Genomic DNA, 14,403 nt, shown 5'->3' with positions numbered 1-14,403 from the left:
ACGTAAGATTCAATTGCCGGAGTCATCACCGGCGCCATGTTCACGCAGCGTCTGCTCATGCGCATCGAGTTGCTGATTGGTACGTTCGAGACGTTTCAGTTCATCTCTTACACCATCGATGCCGTTGAACGCCCCCAGCAGTGGCGGATTGATCAACAAACGGTTGGCACTATTAAGATCATCGCGAATGTCACCACCTTCCGCCTCCGGCAACTCCGCTTCACGCAGGTAATAGGCCACATTCTGCAATCGCTGGCGCAGGTTGCGTCGCGCCCGCTCCAGCTTGGCGTATTCTGCCTTCAACGCCTCAAGGCGGGCGTCTTCCATCGTCTTGACCGTTGTCTGTTCTCCGCCATTGTTGTCTGCAGAGGCCTGGGCATCTTCCTCGGCCTGTTTACCGGCCTGTTCGGGGCTAACGGTTGATTGTCTGCCCGGGTCTTCCGGCAGGCTCATGAAGGCCAGCAGCACGGCGATGACAACAATAGCAAGCAGCAGAATGATTTTTTTCATGCGGTAATCCTTGAGACGAACGGCAACGGCGCAAATGACATGGAAGCGGCATTGTAACTTTACAGGCTGCCGAACTCACGGACCGTACACTATCGGGCCACGATCAGGGCGCTACAGTTGTATAACCGGAGAGCGTGTTCAGCCGCTGAAGACGAGCTGGATAAACGCCGTGCCGACACCGGCGAGGCTCTCCCCAGCCACCAGGCCGGCGGCGATCGCCAGCAGAAAACGCTGCGCCCAGGCAGCCGCCCGACGCTGCAGCAGTGCCGCCAGCACGGCGCCCAGGCACAGCGTAATCGAGTTTGACGCCGGGATGACAAATGCCAGCCCCAGCGCCGGCGCGCTGGGCAGCCAGCGACCGAACCTACCACGCGCCAGCCAGGCGCTGACCATACCCAGCAACGCGGCTACGGCCATAGCCGGCGGCACCCCCGGCGGTAATGCCGACAGTCCCTGTTGCAGCACCTCGGCCACCGCTTTCCAGGTGGCGACCGCCGGCGCCGGCCATTCCGGGGTCAGCAGCATCGCTTCGGGATCCGGAATCAACAACAGGTAGGCGGCACTGCCGGCCAGGGCACCGGCGGCGATGCCGAAGATCTGTGCCAGTACCTGCAGCCGTGCCTGCACGCCGAGCAACAGGCCGGCTTTCAGATCGTGCAACAGATCGGCGCCCTGATCCGTGGCGCCGCCGGTAACATTGGCTGCCAACAGGTTATTGCCGGCCTGCCCGGGACTGACCCAGGCGAAGGCCACCTGGGTCACCTTGCCGACGGCACCGATCGGCGTAATGCCGGTTTCACCGGCGACCCGTGCGGCAACCACCGCCAGTGCAAAACTGAGCACCACGGCAATAACGGCGGCGTGTGGCTGGATGCCGAACAGACTCATCTGTCCCGCCACAGCCAGAAGGCTGGCCAGCAGTGCCAGACTGATAAAGCCGCGCCGCGAAACGGTCGTCTCGGCTTCCCCGGCGGCGGCCGGGCGTGGCCGCCGCCGCGCCAGCGTCAGCAGCAGCGTTGTCAGGGCCGAACTGACCATGAGCGTCACGCCGGGCCACAGCAACCACTCGACCAGTTCGGCAAACCAGATTTCGCCGGCCGCGCCGGCTTCCACCCAGCCACGGGCAAGCAACCAGGGCGCCAGCAGCCCCCAGGCCAGCAACGCGCCGAATAACAGCGACAGGCCGACACGCAGACCAATGATGGCACCGAAGCCGAACAGCAACAGCGACGGGTCCGGAAACAGGCCGAGGTTGTGCGTGTTGACGCCGCGTCCGGGCAGGGCCAGCGCGGGTATCAGCCGCGGCAGATTAATAAGCCATTCCTGCGTCAGCTTCCAGGCCGCCGACAGCAACGCCGCGGCAGCCAGCCAGCGCACCCGCGCCAGTGCCTCATGACCGCGGGCATAGATGTCGCGCAGCGTTTCGGCGGTGGCAACACCGGCGGGAAAGGCCAACTGTTCATTGATCAATAACTGCCGGCGCAGACCGACAGCGACCACCACACCGAGCAGGCTGACGACGAATAACCAGACGGCCAGCCAGTGCCAGGCCAGGGTCTGGCCGGTCACCAGCGCCAGCGCCGGAATCGGTGCGGCCAGACCACTGGAAACGATCGAGGCCGCCGCCGACGCACCGGTCTGGCTGATGGCATTTTCGTGCAACCCGAACGGCCTTGCACCGAGCGGCTGCATTGCACGCCAGAAAGCCAGCCCGAGCAGCGCCGCGGCGATCGACATGTTGAACGCCCAGCCGATCTTGAGGCCGCTGTAGATATTACAGGGTGCCAACAGGGCACCAATCAACAGACCGGTCAGAATGGCGCGTACGGTCAGCTGCCGCTCGTGACGATCCGGTGAAGGATAAGCTGTAGCGTCCAAGTAAACACTCGTGACGTTGTTCGGGACGATCAGCTTAGCGGCCGTAGTGCAGCTTGCAAACTGTCATCGGTCAAGCACCGTTGCCCGCATGGTCATAACATCCTATTGATTATTACTCGCATTCACTGCCGTACCCGCGGATACGCGTTGCCGTACCAGAGCGTGGCGGCTAAACTAAGGAACCAATAATTTCGATAAAACATTCAGCGACGTCCAGGAAATAACATGGAACTTGATCCATTACTGTTATCGCGCATCCAGTTTGCCTTTGTCGTTTCATTCCACGCGATCTTCCCAGTGTTCTCGATCGGCCTGGCGTCGTACATCGCCCTGCTTGAGGGACTCTTTTACAAGACGGGAAACCCGCTCTGGTCGCGGTTATCACATTTCTGGATCAAGATCTTCGCCGTGGTCTTCGGCATGGGCGTGGTCTCCGGTATCGTCATGTCATTCCAGTTCGGTACCAACTGGAGCAACTTCTCCTACGCCACCGCCAACTTCATCGGGCCGTTACTGAGCTATGAAGTGATCACGGCTTTCTTCCTTGAGGCGGCGTTCCTCGGCGTGTTGCTATTCGGCCGCAACAAGGTACCGCCGGGCACGCATCTGTTCGCTGCCGGCATGGTCGCACTCGGCACCTTCATTTCATCATTCTGGATCCTGGCGACTAACAGCTGGATGCATACGCCGGCCGGCGTAGAACTGCAGGATGGCATTTTCCAGATCACGTCGTGGACCGAGGCGATCTTCAATCCATCGTTCCCGTACCGGTTCATGCACATGGGACTGGCCTCGTTTTTGACCGGCGGTTTTGTCGTCGCCGGCGTCAGCGCCTGGTATCTGCTGCGCGGTCGCGACGTCGAGGCCAACCGCAAGGCGCTGTCGATGTGCCTGTGGCTGCTGTTGATCATCGCCCCGGCGCAGGCGGTTATCGGTGATTACCACGGTCTGAATACGCTCGAACACCAGCCGACCAAGGTGGCAGCGATGGAAGGCAACTGGGAAACGCAAAACGGCGTGCCGCTGTTACTGTTCGCCATACCCAGCAAGGAAACGCAGAGCAACAGCTTCGAGATCGGTATTCCGAAACTCGCCAGCTTCATTCTCACGCATGACATGAACGGCGAAGTACCCGGCCTCAAGGAAGTCCCTGTTGCCGAGCAGCCACCGGTTGCCCTGGTCTTCTGGTCATTCCGCCTGATGGTAGGTATCGGCGTGTTGATGATCCTGTTCGCATTCGCCGGTGCCTGGCTGCGTTGGCGCGGGCAACTCTACGACCACCGGTTCTTCCTGCGGGGCATGAGCTGGATGATCGGTGCGCCTTTCGTCGCGGTGATCGCGGGCTGGTTTGTTACCGAAACCGGCCGTGCGCCCTGGCTTGTTCAGGGCATGATGTCGCACAGTGAAGGCCTGACGCCGTCGCTGACCGGTGCCATGGCACTGTTCACATTGATTGGTTACATCACTGTTTACGCGGTGGTGTTCACAGCCGGCATTTACTACATCACGCGTATCGTCAAGGCGGGCATGGAGCATGACGAAAGCGGAGATACGGACGAAGTCGAACGGCCATCGCGTCCCATGTCTGCCGCGCATATTCCGTTCGACAAGCCGGCCACACCACCGACGTCAGGATAACGATCATGGAACTTATCGACTTGAGTCTCATCTGGGCAGTGATCATCGGCTTCGCCATCATCATGTACGTGCTGATGGACGGCTTCGATCTCGGTGTCGGCATCCTGTTTCCGTTTGCACCTGACGAACAGTCACGTGACATCATGATGAATTCGGTTGCGCCCGTCTGGGACGGTAACGAAACCTGGCTGGTCCTCGGCGGCGCCGGCCTGCTGGGCGCGTTCCCGCTGGTCTATTCGACCTTTCTGCCGGCCCTGTACATCGGCGTTTTTCTCATGCTGGCCGGCCTGATTTTTCGCGGTGTCGCCTTCGAGTTTCGCTTCAAGGCCAACCGCAAGCGGCCCTGGAACTGGGCCTTCGCCGGCGGCTCGACCGTCGCCGCCTTTGCCCAGGGTGCGGTCGGTGGCGCCTACGTGCAGGGCTTCAATACCGTCGACAAGGTTTACGTCGGCGGCGCCTTCGACTGGCTGACACCGTTCACGGTCATGACCGGTCTCGGTCTGCTGGCCGGCTATGCGCTGCTCGGCACGACCTGGCTGATCATGAAAAGCGAGGGTCACACCCAGGACTGGGCCTATCGCATTACGCCGCGGCTGTTGTTCGCCGTGCTCATCGTCTTCGGTCTCATCAGCGTCTGGACACCGCTGGTCGATGACTTCGTGCGCGAACGCTGGTTCGGCAACCTCGGCATCATCTGGGTACTGCCGGCGCTGGCGCTGCTCAGCACCTACATTCTCTGGCGGGCCGTACGCAAGCGCCAGGAAGGCATGCCGTTCGTCGCCACAATGGCCATGTTCATCTTCACCTACCTGGGCCTGCTGGTGAGCAAATGGCCGTACATGGTACCGCCGAACTACACCATCTGGGATGCGGCGTCGGCACCAGGATCGCAACTGTTCCTGTTAATCGGCATGCTGTTCATCATCCCGATCGTCCTCGCCTACACGGCCTGGACCTACTGGGTATTCCGCGGCAAGGTGCGCGCCGACGCCGGCTATCATTGACCGGTTCCGGCGGCATCGTCCGCTTCGGCAACGCCAGCGTACAGCGGGCCCGCCATATTTTCCTGCGCATTGACTGAGACCGTCGTGACCGACACCTCTGGAGCAGCTGTCACCGACAGCGCGCGCGTGTGGCTGCATGACAAGGCGCGCGCCGTGCGCGGCTGGCTGTTGATCGCGACGCTCGCCGGGCTTGCCGGCGGCTGGTTGATCATTGCCCAGGCCGGCGTGATCGCCAGCATCGTCGCCGCCGCGATCAGCGCCGGCGTCAACCTCGACGAATTACTGCCATGGTTTGCCGGGCTCGGCGGGATTATCGCCTTGCGCGCCGCGCTGCAGTGGTTGCAGGAAACCGCCGGGCTCGAGGCCGGCCTGCGCGTGCGCCGGCAAACCCGCGCCGAACTGCTCGAACACAGCGCCCGTCTCGGCCCGGTGCGCCTGAGCGCTTACCACAGCGCCGAGCTGGCCGGCCAACTGCTCGAACACAGTGAGGCGCTGCACGGCTATTTCGCCCGCTTTATGCCGCAAATGGTCCTGGCAGCGGCGATCCCGTTAAGCATATTGCTGGTCGTCGCCCGGCTCGACTGGCTGGCGGCGGTGTTTCTGCTGGCCTCGGCGCCGCTCATACCGCTGTTCATGAGTCTTATCGGCATGGGCGCCGAGCGACTCAACCGGCGCCAGTTCGAGACCCTGGCGCGCCTCGCCGGCACGTTCCTGGATCGCGTCCGCGGTCTGGCCACGCTGCAGCTGTTCGGCCATGCCGAACGCAGTATCGACGAGGTGGCCCGCGCCGCCGATGACTACCGCCGGCGCAGCATGCGCACCCTGCGCGTGGCGTTTCTGTCGTCGGCGGTGCTGGAATTTTTCGCCGCCGTGGCCATCGCCACCGTGGCCATCTACATCGGCTTCGCCCTGCTCGGGTTCATCGAATTCGGCCCGGCGCCGCAGCTGACGCTGTTTTCCGGGTTGTTCATTCTGCTGCTGGCACCGGAATTCTTCCAGCCCCTGCGCAACCTCGCGCAGCACTACCACGACCGCGCCGCGGCGCTGGCGGCCGGCGACATCCTGCTCGACCTGTTACGCCAGCCGGCCGCGGCCACACCGATCACGACCAGCAATGCGCACACGGCAGTCCGCCTCACGGGCGTCAGCGTCAGTCATCCCGGTCGCGGCCGCGTACTCGGACCGTTAAGCCTGGATATCGCAGCAGGACAGTTTGTCGTCATTGACGGCCCGTCGGGTGCCGGCAAGTCCACCCTGTTGCAGCTTGTCGCCGGTTTCGTCAGCCCCGACGATGGCCACTGCCATCGACCCGACAGCTTTGCCTGGCTCGATCAACGCCCTTTTCTCCTACACGGCAGTGTCGCCGACAATCTGCGGCTGGCCGCCGCGACGGCCACTGATGACGCGCTTTACGCGGCCCTGCGCGAGGTCGGCCTGACAGACTGGCTGGAGCGGCAGCCGCGCGGACTGGCGACGCCGATCGATGAACGAGGCAGCGGCATTTCCGGCGGCCAGGCGCAACGCCTGGCACTGGCGCGTGTGTTCCTGTCCGCCGCACCGCTGGTGTTGCTGGATGAACCCAGCGCGCATCTCGACGCCCACTCGGAAGCCCATGTCCTGCGCTCGCTACAGGCCCTGGCGGCGCAGGGCCGCACACTGCTGGTGGCAAGTCATCATGCGGCCGTGCACGAGCTTGCGGATCGGCGCATTCAACTGGACGCCGGTCAATTGATCGAAGGGCATGGCGGCCATGCTTGAACTGCGGCCCTACCTGCGCCTGTTGCTGCGGCGTCGCGGCCGGCTGCTGCTCGGCATCGGGCTGATGCTGGTCACGGTACTGGCCGCAGTCGGCCTGCTGGCCGTATCCGGCTGGCTCATCACGGCGACCGCCGTCACCGCCGCGCTGTGGGCGGCGGGCAACCGCGTGGCCTTCGACGTCTACGTCCCCGGCGGCGCCATCCGCGCGTTCGCCCTGACCCGCACCGTCGCGCGCTATTTCGAGCGCGTCTACAATCACGATACCGTCCTGCGCCTGCTCGCCGACCTGCGCAGCGGCGTGTTCGCCGCCCTCACCCGGCTTGATGTGCTGGCGCAGCCACGCCTGCGCGACGGCCTGCTGCTGAACCGCCTGACGGCGGATATCGACGCGCTCGACAATCTCTACCTTCGGTTGCTGGCGCCACCGCTGGTGGCCCTGCTCGCCAGCCTCGCCGTGGCACTGCTGCTCGGCTGGTTCCTGCCGGCCAGCCTGCTGCTGACCCTGCCAACGCTGCTGATCCTTCTGTTGCTGACCAGCCTGGTCTGTGCCCGCCATGGATACGCCGACAGCACCCGGCAGATGGCACTGGGCGAAAGCCTGCGCCTGCGTCTGCTGGAACAGTTCCAGGGTCTGGCGGAACTCATCGCCTACGGCGCACTGGACCGTCATCGGCGCTGGCTCGTCGAAGAGGAGACCGATTTACTCGCTGGCCAGCGCCGCCTTGGCCGACGGCTGGCCGGTTACAACGCGCTCGTAACCCTGGTTATCCAGACGCTGAGCGTCGCCGTTCTGGCGCTGGCGCTACAAGCGTTCCAGATCGGTGAACTCAGTGCTGCGCTGGCCGTGTTCATGGCTCTGGCAGTGCTGGGACTGGGCGAGGCCTTCGCCGCGTTGCCGGCGGGTTTCATCCATTTCGGCGCCACCTGCGCTGCGGCGCGGCGCCTGACCGAGCAAGCCAACCGTTCCGAACCTCAAGCGGTACCCACCACGACCCGCCTGCCACGCACGGCGCAGCTGCACGCCGAGTCGCTGTATTTCCGTTACCCGGCAGCGGAAACGCCGGTACTCGACCGGGTCACGCTGACGCTCGAGCCGGGCCAGCGACTGGCGATCAGCGGCCGTTCCGGTAGTGGCAAATCGACATTCGCGGATTTGCTCGCCGGCCTGCGCCGGCCCGACAGCGGTGAGCTCCTGTTCGGTGGCTGCCGCGTCGATCAACTGCCGCCCGACGCGCGTCGCGCGCGCATCGCCTATCTGACCCAGCGCAGCGATCTGTTCGCGGCCAGCATCGCCGACAACCTGCGCATCGCCTCAAGCGCCGCAGACCGTGACGAGTTATGGCAGGCCCTGCACTGCGTTGATCTGGCCGACTGGGCCACCCGGCTGCCGGATGGCCTGGATACCTGGATAGGCGAGGCCGGCCACCGCATCTCCGGTGGCCAGGGCCGACGGCTGGCACTGGCACGGCTGCTGTTGCGCGATCCCTGGCTGGTCATACTGGACGAGCCGTTCGCCGGCCTGGATCGCGCCACCATCAATACTATCGGCGAACGTCTCGATGGCTGGCTGCAGCAACGCAGCTGCATCGTCTTCTGCCACGACACGCGCGGCGTGCCGGGCCTCGACCGGGTCATGCAGCTGGCGGCCGGTCGCCTGCACGAAAACCGGCCCTGACCTCAGTTTTTCACTGTGACGGCCTTGCCGCGCAGTTGCTCAAGGTCGACGCCCTCGGCACGTACAACCCGCTCCAAGGCCTTTTCCATGGTTGCGCGTACGCGCGCGGTGGCGCCATGCAGGTAGGCGTGCAAGGCCGCATCCTCGGGACTGCGGTTTTCGCATTCGGCACTGTAGGCTTCGAACGACCCCAGGCGCTGGATGATATCGACAAGGTGGTGCGGACACTCGCACTCGACCGCGGTCGAGGCCTGGGCCAGTTGCGCCAGTTCATCGGCATTGAACAGCCGGACCGGAATATCATCACTGAACTCGTCTTCGTCGTGACTGTCATGCTGCTGTTGTGACTGGAACAGGGCCTGACGGCACTGCTGGCGCAATTGCAGGGGATCCACCGGGGCACGTAACGGTATCGTATTACCGCCATGCAGGCTGCGGACGATCTCGCGTGTGGCGAAACCGTAAATAACGATGGCTTTTTTCGCGCCCGAACGGCGCAGCTGGGTCCGTATTTCACTGACGGTTTCAGGCATCAGTGCCGGGTATTCAAGCACGATGACATCGGGCTGCTGGGCAGCGGCCTGCATCTCGAATTCAGCCATACTGGCGTAGGCGCCGAGTATCTCGATACCGGCATAGTCATTGGCCTCGCCGCTCATTTTCAGCGGCAGGGCATCGCCGCAAATCATGACACGGCAGCTGACGTCGTTACGGCCAGCCTGCTCATAGCCACTGCCGCCCTGCATGAGATCCAGCTGTTCGAGCAGTTGCTCGCGACTGAGATTGGCCACGGTGCTGATCGCGCTGCCGCGATCCACCAGTTGCTTGATCAGGGTCAGGCGGGTGATGTCCTCGCGGCTGTACAGGCGGCTGCTACCCTGGCCGCGCCGGGGCGAGACCACCGTGTAGCGACGTTCCCACATGCGCAGGGTATCCGCGGGAATACCGGTAATCCGCGCGACGGCGCCGATCTTGAAATTCAGCGCGTCCTGCTCCGTTTCTGTCGTCATTCTGTTCACCTCTTCTGTTCAGTATTGGCGCTACGTACAAGCTTCTTGTCCATACGCGAACCTGGACAGGTTTGGATTCAAACCGCGTGAGACTGGACATATGTTGAATGATCTAGCGGCACTCAGCTGTTTTGTTCATATATTGTCCATTTTATCCTGGACAATTATTTATTTATTCAATAAGAATCAGTAATTTACAGTTCCGATTCTCGCCTGCCCAACACTTGGATCGGCCTGCGCAAGCGGCTGCATGCACCCGGATCGAGGCCTCGGCCTTGTGCCCGCCACGGCTGGGCCTGCATCGGTGCCCGGCGTACCGGTCGGTAATTTGTCCAATTCGTGCACTGGCACACTGCATTAAGGCGCTGGCCCCTGTACCCTTGTGCGCTTGATCCGATTTTTACTTTGAGTTGATTCATGAACCGCTCCCACGTACCGATCCTGCTGTTCGGCTTGTTGCTGGCAACAGCCGGCCACAGCGAGGAACCATCCAGCAACGTTCACGACTCTTCGACATTCACTTTTCTGTTCGAGAACGATTTATTCGGTAACAGTGATCAGAATTACACCAGCGGCGTGCAGCTGAACTGGATGTCGCCCGATCTGAGCGACTATCGCGACAGCAAACAGCTGCCCGCCTGGGCCGTGCCCATCGTCGAAAACCTGCCGTTCATTAACGAGCCCGGACTACAGCGCAATGTTGGCTTCGGTATCGGCCAGAAGATATTCACGCCGGAAAACACCGACCGCCGTGATTTGATAGAGGATGACCAGCCCTACGCCGGCTGGCTGTACATGTCGGCGGCATTCCACAACAAGAACCAGCACAAGCTGGATACGTTCGAGATCCAGTTCGGCATGGTCGGCCCGGCGGCGCTGGGCGAGGAAACGCAGAACTTCGTGCATGACCTGCGCGGTATTCGCGACGCGCAGGGCTGGGACAACCAGTTGGAGAATGAACCCGGCATCATCCTGATTGCCGAGCGCAAGAACCGGCTGTTACAGGAACCGCTGTACTCACGCTTCGGTTACGATGTCATCAGCCACTACGGCGGCGGCCTGGGCAACGTACACACCTATGCCAGTGCCGGTATCGAAGGCCGCATCGGCTGGAACGTGCCGGTCGATTTCGGCAGTGCCCGCATCCGGCCGGGCGGCGACAGCAACGCACCGGTAGACAGCAGCGACCCGCGCTTTTCCAGGGAGTCGACGTTCAGCGCCCACCTGTTTGCCGGCGTGACCGGTAACGTGGTCGCACGCAACATTTTTCTCGACGGCAACAGCTTCAGCAACAGTCACAGTGTTGACCGCCGCTGGCTGGTGGGCGATCTCGCCATCGGCGCCAGTGTCATGTACGGCCGCCTGAAACTCACCTATGCCCAGATACTGCGTACCCGTGAATTCGACGAGCAGAACGACAACCACGAATTCGGCTCAGTGAGCCTGTCCTATACGTTCTAAAAACCATATAATTCAATAATTTATATTATTTTTTAATGACCTGAAACATGGAGTGATTTATAAAAATTTAAATATAAATAATTGATATACTTGATTTTATAGATGAGGCTGACTACTTTTACCATTGTAGATTGAGGTTATTCCGCCGTACCTGATTACAGCGAGGGCAAGCCATGCAGGCAACGATCAGCGCCGCCGGGGGCGGTGCCACTCAAGTCACCGGGCGCGAGCAGTTTCTCGACCGCAATGCCGGTTTTATCCGCCACCCCCGCGACTATCCGCTGCATGTACACGGCAGTGTGGCGTGGCGCTACCGTCAGGCACAGGCACAGGGCCCCGGCCTGATATTTGAACACACACGCTATCTGCGCCCCAGCAGCTGGCTGACCATCAGCATCCCGTTACGTGACGGTAGCGAAAGCTTTAACGGCCGTGTCGTCATGCTGCGCGAAACCGCTTCGGGCTACCAGGTCGGTATACGCCTGCTCGACGACAACCAGGCTGGCAGATTACGCATTGTTGAACAGTTCTGTTACATGAGCTGTTACTGCCGCAATGCCGATGACGGGCAGAGTCGTGACTGTGAAAGCGACAGTGGCCTGGTCGGTGCCGGTACCTCACACGAACACCACGCACGCCGCTGGGTGGAAAAATTCGCCGCGGCCTTCCCCGCGCTGTAAAACCCGAACAATTCTCATTGCGGAGGCCGCCAGCCGCAGGCTCCGAATCCCGCTAGCACCGCTATCACACCCAGCAGCTCATAGCGACAGACATGACTGCCAGCATTTGCTCGGCCCACGACACAGCAATGGTGGCTCCTGCATTCCCCGCCAAGTACCCGTGCTCGCAAACCATACCAAAGCGACAAGCGCTCCGATTTCAATTTCCGTATCCTCGCCGAAGTCGAGCTGAAAAATTTCAGTGAAGAAGCGTTCGCCGATCTAACAAAAACGATTCTGGCGAATCCAATCTGTATACTCACCGCATATCGGAATTGGACTGATGCAGTACCGAAAATCATTATTGTTTATTGCTGCCCTGGTTATCACCACGTCAATACAGGCCAGTGAAACCGCCAGGGCCACTTTCGCTGGGGGCTGTTTCTGGTGCATGGAGCCCCCCTACGACAAGCTCGAAGGTGTACTTCAAACGGTTTCAGGTTATGCCGGCGGTGACGTCGACAACCCAACCTATGAACAGGTCGCCGCTGGCGGCACTGGCCATGTAGAAGTAGTCCAGATCACCTACAATCCGGAAAAAATCACCTACGAGGAATTACTCGAGGTCTACTGGCCGGAAACGGATCCCACCGATGCCGGCGGCCAGTTCTGTGACCGCGGGGAATCTTATCGACCGGTAATTTTCTATCACGATGACCAGCAAAAACAGCTCGCCGAGGCCAGCAAGGCTAACCTGGCAGAAAGCAAGCCCTTCGATGAACCGATCATGACGACCATCGAACCGCTCGAGGATAGCTTCTACCCGGCCGAAGACTACCATCAGAACTACTATGAAAAGAACCCGATTCGGTACAAGTTCTATCGTTACAACTGCGGACGGGACAAACGGCTGGAACAACTTTGGGCAAATGAGGGTTGATTAAAGAACGTGATTGCCACTACTCCGGTGTCAAGGAAAATTCAATTTCAATAACCCGTTAACCATTTCCGTAGGAGGCCCGATCACGGACCGAACAGGAGTATGATTATGGCGTGGTATTCGAATCTTTCTTCGCGGCGGAGTCGCCGCTCATACCAATCACCAATTACCAGTCACGAATCTCCCAATCAACCAGATAACCAATAAACTATTCAACCAACTGCTTGAATAGCGACGACTCGCGTTTGAAGAAACCCTCCGTATGAAACGACTCGGCCAGTCCATAGTGCTCATAATCCAGGTGATGGCAGTATTCGTGCAGCAGGGTTCGCAAAAAGGTTCTGAAGGCAACGACTCGCCTGTGCCGGGCGGTACGCATCCATAGACTGATACGGGCGCGTCCGCGACCCTCTGCCGGTTCATACAAGCCATGCAGTTCGGCGTAGTCATTATGTGGCCGTACGGCTAACACCCGTACCCTAACCGGCGTCACCTTGATGTCCGCGCAAAAGCCGGCACAAAAGCCCCGGCAGGCCAGTTCCACGGCCGCCCGGTCTTCGTTTTCCAGTGCCTGTTGTAATAATGGAATGCCGGGCCGCAGGGCCTCCGGATTGGCGAGTTTGACTTCGGTCAGGGCATCGCTCTGGCGATAGACAGCCTGGTTGCGTTTCGACAGCCGGTTGTAATAGTCGAAGACCATGCAGGGAATATTCGCTATGATGAGTAATGCAGACCGTGTGTAATTTGCCTATTTGATCATAGGGTAAAAATGTCTTCGACTGAAACTCCGGCCACAATGGCGGGCACGCGTATCCGCCACTCGTTCCTGAAAGTGCTGACCGGTTCGGACCTGTCGCGCCGGCGCCTGCCCCTGATGCAAGCCCATGCAGATGCGTCCGGTCCGGTGCTCTGGCTAACGGCCTGTGCCCACGGCGACGAGGTCGGCGGCATCGTCATTATCCAGGAGATATTCAAGCGTCTGCAGCGCAACGGTCTGCTCTGCGGCTCGGTATACGCGTTTCCGCTGATGAATCCGCTCGGTTTCGAGACTGCATCGCGCAGCATTCCCTTCAGTGATGAGGACCTGAACCGGTCATTTCCAGGTAATGAACGCGGTTCACTGGGCGAGCGTATCGCCGCGCAGATATTCAACCGTATAACCGAAACCGAGCCGACCCTAGTGGTCGACCTGCATAATGACTGGATTCGCTCCATACCGTATGCGGTCATCGATCCGATCGGTGCTCAAACAGCCGCTCCCCTGCATCAGACCGTCACTGACCACGCCAGTACCAGCGGCCTACTGGTGATCCGTGAAAACGAGATCGTTCACAATACCCTGAGCTACAGCCTGATCGCGCATGGCATTCCGGCACTGACCCTGGAGATGGGCGAGTCTTATGTGGTCAACGAAAGGAACATCGATATCGGCGTACGCAGTGTCTGGAACCTGCTGACTCGACTGGGCTTAACACAACCGGAACCACAGGGTGAATTCCGCTACCCATTGCCGGACACGATCAACGGCGATATTTATCATTACACGGACAAACCCTGGAGCTCAACCAGCGGCATCATTCGCTTTCTGGCCCGGCCGGGGGATGTCGTCAGGGCCAACCAGCCGATTGCCCGTATTTATAATGCCTTTGGCAAACCACAGGAAACGCTCAATGCCACCGCTGATGGCATCGTTCTCGGTCATGCCGATTCATCGGTCGCTTTTCCTGGCATACCGATAATGGCGTTTGGTGTGAAACCATGAAACGTGAGCGGTTGTAATGCCTCGCGAAACTTTATAGTTCGCCGATCCAGAAACCATCAATCAATTGCTCAATAGAAGGACCTGGCCCGGGTCAAACAGGTAACCGAT

At 60.6% G+C, this 14,403-nt stretch carries 12 protein-coding genes; 8 read left to right on the top strand and 4 right to left on the bottom strand.

Annotated elements, in window-relative coordinates; all coding sequences use genetic code 11:
• Window positions 1-9: 9 nt before the first annotated feature.
• Complete coding sequence (locus J2T55_RS02415) at window positions 10-510, bottom strand: hypothetical protein (RefSeq protein WP_259054024.1); 501 nt, start codon at window positions 508-510, stop codon at window positions 10-12.
• Between the two features lie 138 nt (window positions 511-648).
• Window positions 649-2,388: an OPT/YSL family transporter gene (locus J2T55_RS02410; RefSeq protein WP_259054023.1), complete on the bottom strand. Its 1,740-nt coding sequence runs from the start codon at window positions 2,386-2,388 to the stop codon at window positions 649-651.
• 225 nt (window positions 2,389-2,613) lie between these two features.
• On the opposite strand from J2T55_RS02410, the gene J2T55_RS02405 reads away from it, so the two are divergent.
• From J2T55_RS02405 to cydC, 4 genes are all read left to right on the top strand, one after another.
• Entirely contained in the window at window positions 2,614-4,026 is a 1,413-nt protein-coding gene (locus tag J2T55_RS02405; RefSeq protein WP_259054021.1) for a cytochrome ubiquinol oxidase subunit I, read from the top strand.
• A 5-nt stretch (window positions 4,027-4,031) separates the two neighbouring features.
• Window positions 4,032-5,030: a cytochrome d ubiquinol oxidase subunit II gene (gene cydB / locus J2T55_RS02400; RefSeq protein WP_259054020.1), complete on the top strand. Its 999-nt coding sequence runs from the start codon at window positions 4,032-4,034 to the stop codon at window positions 5,028-5,030.
• An 84-nt stretch (window positions 5,031-5,114) separates the two neighbouring features.
• Window positions 5,115-6,788: a thiol reductant ABC exporter subunit CydD gene (gene cydD, locus J2T55_RS02395; protein ID WP_259054018.1), complete on the top strand. Its 1,674-nt coding sequence runs from the start codon at window positions 5,115-5,117 to the stop codon at window positions 6,786-6,788.
• Window positions 6,781-8,463 (top strand): thiol reductant ABC exporter subunit CydC, encoded by a 1,683-nt coding sequence (cydC, locus tag J2T55_RS02390; RefSeq protein WP_259054016.1) that lies wholly within the window; start codon window positions 6,781-6,783, stop codon window positions 8,461-8,463. Before cydD ends, cydC begins: the two co-directional genes overlap by 8 nt.
• A 2-nt stretch (window positions 8,464-8,465) precedes the next feature.
• On the opposite strand, the gene J2T55_RS02385 is transcribed toward cydC, so the two are convergent.
• Complete coding sequence (locus J2T55_RS02385; protein ID WP_259054015.1) at window positions 8,466-9,473, bottom strand: MerR family transcriptional regulator; 1,008 nt, start codon at window positions 9,471-9,473, stop codon at window positions 8,466-8,468.
• A 417-nt stretch (window positions 9,474-9,890) separates the two neighbouring features.
• Here J2T55_RS02385 and J2T55_RS02380 point away from each other — a divergent pair, with 417 nt between their 5' ends.
• The 3 genes from J2T55_RS02380 (at window position 9,891) to msrA (ending at window position 12,533) form a co-directional block, all read left to right on the top strand.
• Window positions 9,891-10,934 carry a lipid A deacylase LpxR family protein gene (locus J2T55_RS02380; protein ID WP_259054014.1) on the top strand — a complete coding sequence of 348 codons (1,044 nt, stop codon included), beginning with the start codon at window positions 9,891-9,893 and terminating at the stop codon, window positions 10,932-10,934.
• Between the two features lie 173 nt (window positions 10,935-11,107).
• On the top strand, window positions 11,108-11,614 hold the full coding sequence (locus tag J2T55_RS02375) for a CIA30 family protein (protein WP_259054013.1): 507 nt from the start codon (window positions 11,108-11,110) through the stop codon (window positions 11,612-11,614).
• A 322-nt stretch (window positions 11,615-11,936) separates the two neighbouring features.
• Window positions 11,937-12,533: a peptide-methionine (S)-S-oxide reductase MsrA gene (msrA, locus tag J2T55_RS02370; RefSeq protein ID WP_259054012.1), complete on the top strand. Its 597-nt coding sequence runs from the start codon at window positions 11,937-11,939 to the stop codon at window positions 12,531-12,533.
• A 208-nt stretch (window positions 12,534-12,741) separates the two neighbouring features.
• Here the strand turns inward: msrA and J2T55_RS02365 are convergent, their stop codons facing one another.
• Complete coding sequence (locus J2T55_RS02365) at window positions 12,742-13,233, bottom strand: hypothetical protein (RefSeq protein ID WP_259054011.1); 492 nt, start codon at window positions 13,231-13,233, stop codon at window positions 12,742-12,744.
• Window positions 13,234-13,302: 69 nt separating this feature from the next.
• Here J2T55_RS02365 and J2T55_RS02360 point away from each other — a divergent pair, with 69 nt between their 5' ends.
• On the top strand, window positions 13,303-14,295 hold the full coding sequence (locus J2T55_RS02360) for a succinylglutamate desuccinylase/aspartoacylase family protein (protein ID WP_259054010.1): 993 nt from the start codon (window positions 13,303-13,305) through the stop codon (window positions 14,293-14,295).
• Window positions 14,296-14,403: the final 108 nt, after the last annotated feature.

This window comes from Methylohalomonas lacus (genome assembly GCF_024808875.1).
Classification (GTDB): domain Bacteria; phylum Pseudomonadota; class Gammaproteobacteria; order Methylohalomonadales; family Methylohalomonadaceae; genus Methylohalomonas; species Methylohalomonas lacus.
The sequence above is the reverse complement of the archived record's forward strand: the minus strand, read 5'-3'. Positions and strand labels throughout refer to the sequence as shown.

What these genes read in the sequence shown, in the direction of transcription:
- J2T55_RS02415 (WP_259054024.1), bottom strand. Translation starts at nt 510, where the DNA reads ATGAAAAAAATCATTCTGCTGCTTGCTATTGTTGTCATCGCCGTGCTG.
- J2T55_RS02405 (WP_259054021.1), top strand. Translation starts at nt 2,614, where the DNA reads ATGGAACTTGATCCATTACTGTTATCGCGCATCCAGTTTGCCTTTGTC.
- cydB (WP_259054020.1), top strand. Translation starts at nt 4,032, where the DNA reads ATGGAACTTATCGACTTGAGTCTCATCTGGGCAGTGATCATCGGCTTC.
- cydC (WP_259054016.1), top strand. Translation starts at nt 6,781, where the DNA reads ATGCTTGAACTGCGGCCCTACCTGCGCCTGTTGCTGCGGCGTCGCGGC.
- J2T55_RS02385 (WP_259054015.1), bottom strand. Translation starts at nt 9,473, where the DNA reads ATGACGACAGAAACGGAGCAGGACGCGCTGAATTTCAAGATCGGCGCC.
- J2T55_RS02380 (WP_259054014.1), top strand. Translation starts at nt 9,891, where the DNA reads ATGAACCGCTCCCACGTACCGATCCTGCTGTTCGGCTTGTTGCTGGCA.
- J2T55_RS02375 (WP_259054013.1), top strand. Translation starts at nt 11,108, where the DNA reads ATGCAGGCAACGATCAGCGCCGCCGGGGGCGGTGCCACTCAAGTCACC.
- msrA (WP_259054012.1), top strand. Translation starts at nt 11,937, where the DNA reads ATGCAGTACCGAAAATCATTATTGTTTATTGCTGCCCTGGTTATCACC.
- J2T55_RS02365 (WP_259054011.1), bottom strand. Translation starts at nt 13,233, where the DNA reads ATGGTCTTCGACTATTACAACCGGCTGTCGAAACGCAACCAGGCTGTC.
- J2T55_RS02360 (WP_259054010.1), top strand. Translation starts at nt 13,303, where the DNA reads ATGTCTTCGACTGAAACTCCGGCCACAATGGCGGGCACGCGTATCCGC.